General features: G+C 63.2%; 4 protein-coding genes. 1 reads left to right on the forward strand and 3 read right to left on the reverse strand.

Features of this window, described 5'->3' with window-relative positions; all coding sequences use genetic code 11:
• From WBB85_RS08320 to WBB85_RS08330, 3 genes are all read right to left on the reverse strand, one after another.
• A partial coding sequence (locus WBB85_RS08320) for an efflux RND transporter permease subunit (protein ID WP_432638156.1) occupies positions 1-1,992 on the reverse strand: 1,992 nt, incomplete at its 3' end.
• Positions 1,989-3,056 (reverse strand): efflux RND transporter periplasmic adaptor subunit, encoded by a 1,068-nt coding sequence (locus tag WBB85_RS08325; RefSeq protein ID WP_432638157.1) that lies wholly within the window; start codon positions 3,054-3,056, stop codon positions 1,989-1,991. The genes WBB85_RS08320 and WBB85_RS08325, both read right to left, overlap by 4 nt.
• On the reverse strand, positions 3,053-4,072 hold the full coding sequence (locus tag WBB85_RS08330; RefSeq protein ID WP_432638158.1) for an efflux RND transporter periplasmic adaptor subunit: 1,020 nt from the start codon (positions 4,070-4,072) through the stop codon (positions 3,053-3,055). Before WBB85_RS08330 ends, WBB85_RS08325 begins: the two co-directional genes overlap by 4 nt.
• A 373-nt stretch (positions 4,073-4,445) precedes the next feature.
• Between WBB85_RS08330 and WBB85_RS08335 the strand changes: the two genes are divergently transcribed.
• Positions 4,446-5,559, forward strand: a 1,114-nt coding sequence (locus WBB85_RS08335) for a hypothetical protein (protein ID WP_432638159.1), incomplete at its 3' end; no start/stop codon positions are given.

Genomic DNA, 5,559 nt, shown 5'->3' on the forward strand with positions numbered 1-5,559 from the left:
GTACTGCACCGGGCGGCCGACCGGCGGGCCGATCTCCAGAAGTTTGATGAAGATGTCGATGCCCGGGAATTCCGTCGCCGCCCGATCGCGCAACTCGGCGCGCAATGCGTTGCGCGCCTCGACCGAGGGGGTCTGGATCACGATCTGCCCGGTATTCGGGCCGGGCGTCGGCACGTCATAGGCCAGAAGGAAACGCGGCGCGCCGCGTCCGACATAGGAGGACCAGAAGAGAACGCGCTCATCGCCGTCCAGATAGACCTCCATCCGGTCCATCTGGGCCGCGGTTTCAGTGATCGATGCGTTCTGCGGCAAAGCGAAATCGAGGATCAGTTCGGGCCGGTCGGAATTGGGGAAGAACTGCTGTTCGACAAAGCGCATGCCGAAGACCGAAAAGGCGAAGGTCGCCACGGTCAGGCCGATGGTCAGCCAGCGATGCCCCATCGCCCAGCTAAGGAGCACATGGAACATCTTCCGCGCCCGGCCCGGCTCGCCTGAATGATGGGCCATCTTCGCGGGCAGGAAGGTCACCCCCAGCAGCGGCGCGAAAAGGACGGCGACGATCCATGAGACCAGAAGCGAGACGGCGATGACGACGAAAAGCGAGAAGGTGAACTCCCCCGCCGCCGAATTGTTCAGCCCGATGGGGATGAACCCCGCGACCGTCACCAATGTGCCCGACAGCATCGGGAAGGCGATGGAGGTCCAGGCATAAGAGGCGGATTTCGTCAGGCTCTCACCCTTTTCCAGCCGCGAGATCATCGTCTCGATCGCGATCATCGCGTCATCGACCAACAGCCCAAGCGCGATGATCAAGGCGCCAAGCGAGATGCGCTGAAGCGTGAAGCCGAGATAGTGCATGATCACGAAGGTGATGGCGAGAACGAGGGGGATCGTCAGCGTCACCACGAACCCGGCGCGAAAGCCCAGCGAGATGAAGCTGACGGCCAGAACGATCAGCACCGCCTCAAGCAATGCCTTAAGGAAGTGGCCGACCGCGTCGTCCACCACATGCGGCTGGTCTGCAACCTGATGGATCTCGATCCCGATGGGCAGGTCGGCCAGGGCCTTCGTCATCACGGTGTTCAGCTCGACGCCGAAATCGATGATGTTGGCACCTTTTTTCATGCCGACGGCCAGCCCCACCGCCTCTTGCCCGCGATAGCGGAACAGTTCCGATGGCGGATCCTGATAGGCGCGGCGGATATCGGCGACATCGGTCAGCCGGAAGAAGCGGTCACCAACGCGCAGGTTGATATCCTCAAGGCTTTCAGTGCCGGAAAACTGGCCGCCAATGCGAACCAGAACACGCTCCGGCCCGGCATCGATCACGCCCGAGGGCAGAATGGCGTTCTGGGCGGCCAAAGTCGCCTGTACCGCCTGCTGGTTAAGGCCAAGGGCCGCAAGCCGTTCGGTCGAGAACTCCAGATAGATGACCTCATCCCGTGTGCCGTAGATATCGACCTTGCCGGCATCGGGCAAAGCCTGCACCGCGCGACGGACCCGTTCGACATGGTCGCGCACCTCTCGCGGGCTGAAGCCGTCCGAGGTGAAGGCATAGAGATTGCCGAAGACATCGCCGAAATTGTCGTTGAACTGCATGCCTGCGAATTCGGCAGGGAAATCGGGCCGGATATCGGCCATCATATTGCGCACCCTTTGCCAGATACGCGGCAATTCGCGGGCCTTGGTCGTGGGCAGCAATTCCAGATAGACGATGGACTGGCCGGGCCGGGTGAGCGAGCGAGTAAAATCCAGCTCATCAAGGTCTTCGAGTTTCTTTTCGATCCGGTCGGTGACCTGGGTCAGTGTTTCCTGCACATCCGCGCCGGGCAGGGCGGCGGCGATGATCATGGTCTTGATGGCGAAATCGGGGTCTTCCTCGCGGCCGATCTCGAAATAGGCCATGATACCCGCAACCAGCGAGACGATCATCAGGAACCAGACGAAGGAGCGGTGGTTGAGCGCCCAGTCGGAAAGGTTGAAACGGTTCATTCTGCCATCCTCGGGCCGACTTTCTGCCCTTCCGTCAGCGAGTGCACGCCTTTGACGACGACCTCGCTTCCTGCTTCCAAACCGTCGGCCACCAGCACGAATTCTGCTATGGTCATGCCGATTGTCACAGGCACCTGCCGCACCGTGTCATCGTCACGGTCGACCACCCAGACCGACGAGGCTCGGCCGGATTCAAGCAGGGCGGTGGCAGGCAGGACGACACCCGCATCCGGCCCGGCAGCAGGGGATACGCGTGTCAACGCACCCAGCCGGAAGGTTTCGGGCGGCGCGTCGAGGACCAGATGCAGCCGCCGCGTCCGGGTGGTTCGTTCCGCGACCGGGTCGATCCGATCCAGCCGCGCATGGGCCCGCAGATCGGGATTGGCAACCAGTTCGGCGACGAAAGCCGTGCCCGGTTCCATCGCCGCGACATCCCGCTCGGCCAGATCAATGACGATTTCGCGCGCATCGGTCGCGGCAAGGGTAAGGACCGGCTGCCCGGCAGAAAGGGTCGTGCCCTGTTCGGCGTGGACGGCTGTCACCACGCCGGATTGGGGGGCAGTCAGGGTGGCGAGGCCCAGAATGTCGGCCGCGCGGGTGCGGATCGCTTCGGCCTGTTCCAGTTGCGATGTGGCCGCGACAAGGGCGCGTTCGGCATCTTCCAGCCGGGTTTCGCTGCCCACCCCGCGCTGGGCGAGTTTCTGCGCCCGGTCCCGCGCATCGGTGGCAGAGCGCAACTGCGCAGTTGCAACGACAACGCCTGCTTCGGCGGCCCTTAGCCCGGTATCGAGGTTTTCGGGATCGAGGCGTGCCAGCAATTCACCTGACCGGACGATATCGCCGGCCGAGACCGGCCGTTCGGCTATGGTCCCCGGAAGCGGAAAGCCAAGATCGGTCTGAATGCCCGCGACGACGGTTCCGACGTAACTAACCGGCAGGGCGGTTTCCTGACGGACAATGACAGAGACGACCGGGCGCGGTGCGGCTGTGGCCTCTGTCGTCGGTGTTTCGGCTGCGGCGGGAAGCGCCAGTGACAGTACCATAAGGATGAAGAGCGGTTTCATTCTGTTGTCTCCACCGGCTGAACGACCCTGCCGGGATAGAGAAGCTGCTGTCCGTTTCCGACGACGAGTGTTCCGTCCTCAATGCCATCGGCAATGATGACCTGTCCGGTTTCATACCGGTCCACCCTGACAGGCAGCAGCGTCGCAGCCATCGTGTCGGGATCGACCTGCCAGACAGCAGGCCCGTCGGCAGTGGCGGTAATCACGCTATAGGGCAAAGTTACATGGGCCGGTGCGATACGCACAACGGTGCCGCGCACCGGATCACCATAGGCCAGACCAGGCGGCGGCGTGTCGATGGCCACGGTCACGGCGACGGTCCCGGTCTGGGCGTCGATCACGGGCGACACTTCGTCGATATGACCCTGAAACGTCGTGTCCGGTGCGCCGATCGGGTTCAGCGTGACACTTTCCGGCGGCGGCCCAAGCGTCAACAGCCCTTCCGGCACATCAAAGACGGCATCGAAGCCGGAGGCGAGCGCCAGTTCCAATACAGGCTGCGCAGCGCCGACGACCTGCCCCGTCTCGGCCATGCGCCGGGTGACCGTCGCATCGCCGGGCGCCCGCAGAACCGTATCGTTCAGGGCTTTTTCGGCGCGGTCGAGTTCCGCCTGCGCCTGTGCCAGTGCGCCTTCGGTAATCCGCAAGGCATCCTCGGCGCTGTCGCGTGCGATCCGGGTCGTCGCCCCCCGTTCAAGCAATGCTTCCTGTCGCTGAAGGTCCTCTATCGCCTGTCCGTGATCCGCCCCGGCGGTCGACAGCCCCGCTTCGGCCGCGCGCAGGGCCTGTTCCTGCTGCACCGAATCCAGCCGGGCGAGCTTCGCCCCGGTGGTCACGACATCTCCGGTTTCAACCAGAATGTCGGCGATGCGCCCGCCAGCGGGAAATGATGCTGACAGGGTGTCGCGGGCGCGAACCTCACCGGTCAGGGAATAGGTGCGTTCATCGGCCACCGAGCGGGCGGTCAGTATCTCTACCGTCAGCGGTGTGTCGGCTGCTGCTGCGGTCGTGATCATTGAAAGAACTGCAATGGCGCGGAAGATTGGCATAGCCCCCCCGTTTCTACCGGGCTGTTGTGTGCCCAAATCCTAACAAAGCCGTTCGCCGGGTTCGAGCCGAAACATCGGGGTGTCGCAATGCACCTTGCGTCAATCATGACGGGGTCGGATCTGCTGCAGGACGGGGTTGTGGCGTAAGGGGCACGATCGGCATTTAGATGCCGATTGGGAAACAGTTACCCCCAGTTCATTTGAATGCGTCCTCTTTCATGGATAATGTGCCCGAACTTTGGTGCGTTTGATCCTGCCTTTTTGCAGTTGGTGCCGATATTGGCGCGTGTTGGTGCCACGGGTGTTTTGAGTCCTTCGCTGACATCGAAAGGTAGGCGAAATGAACAGATCCGCGACCAGGGCCGCCAGATTTGACGCGGGCGGGGGGGCCATACCCTCAACCGAGGATATGCTCTTTGGCGGGTCGTTTCAGGCCCGGCTTGCTCAGGCGCGTCTCCAGCGGGAACGGGTGCTTTCGGGTCTGGGTGGCGAAGAGGTGCCGCTGCGTCGCCATAAACCGTGGGAAGCCACCGGTGCAGGCACCGTTGCGGCGGACCGCTCGGGGCGGCCTGCGCCACTGATCCTGACACCGAAGGATCTGTATCGCGGAACAGACGCTGCGGCACATGATGTGCCAGCGAATGCTCCTCGGCCCCTGTTGCCTGACCCGCAGCTTGTTCATGAACCTAAGGAGTATGAGCGACACGGCAAAAAGGGCCTGCTCCTGCTTGTCGTCGGGCTTGTTGCGGGGATCGTCATCGGTGCCGGTGTCCCGGCGCTGATCCCGCCCGGACCACACGAGACGCCCGGATCGGACCCGGATTTTGCCGCAACTCCGCAGGCGGGGCCTGTCATTGTCCCGGACGCTCTACCCGAAGCGGTGATGCCCCTGACAGAAAGCAGGCCGGATGCCCCGTCATCCACGGCAGTCAGTCTCTTGCCGCCGCGGGTTGATTTGTCCGAACCCAGCCCGCTCAGGACGCCTGCCTTCGCGGCGCCAGCCGGTTTGCCAGTGGCGGAGGGGGACGTCTTTTCCATCACCAACCCGCTGCCAGATCTGACGCGCCCCGATTTCATAAGTTTGGACATATTGATCCCGCCACAGGCAGTACCGCCCCCGGTGCCGCCACTCGCGGATCCGCAAACGGTCTTTCTGCATGTGCCGTCGAGCGTGCCTGAGACAGAGGTGCAAAATGTGTTTGCGGCGCTGAAAGTGGCAGGTTTCACGGTTGAGGATCCGCGCCGTGTCGGCTTTTCCATCAGCACCAGCAATGTGCGCTATTTTCACGATGCAGATGCCGGTGCCGCGACCCGGTTGGCCGAAACGATTGGGGCCGCCGCCCGGGACTTTACCGCCTACCGGCCATCCCCCCCGGACGGGACGATTGAGGTCTGGATTGCCGGGCGGGCATCGCGCAGCTCAGGCGTTGCACCCGATTCTGATCGTGCGGAAC

Origin of the sequence: Albidovulum sp. (genome assembly GCF_049646345.1) — a bacterium.
In the GTDB taxonomy this organism is placed as follows: Bacteria; Pseudomonadota; Alphaproteobacteria; order Rhodobacterales; family Rhodobacteraceae; genus Albidovulum.

What these genes read in the sequence shown, in the direction of transcription:
- WBB85_RS08330 (WP_432638158.1), bottom strand. Translation starts at nt 4,072, where the DNA reads ATGATCACGACCGCAGCAGCAGCCGACACACCGCTGACGGTAGAGATA.
- WBB85_RS08325 (WP_432638157.1), bottom strand. Translation starts at nt 3,056, where the DNA reads ATGAAACCGCTCTTCATCCTTATGGTACTGTCACTGGCGCTTCCCGCC.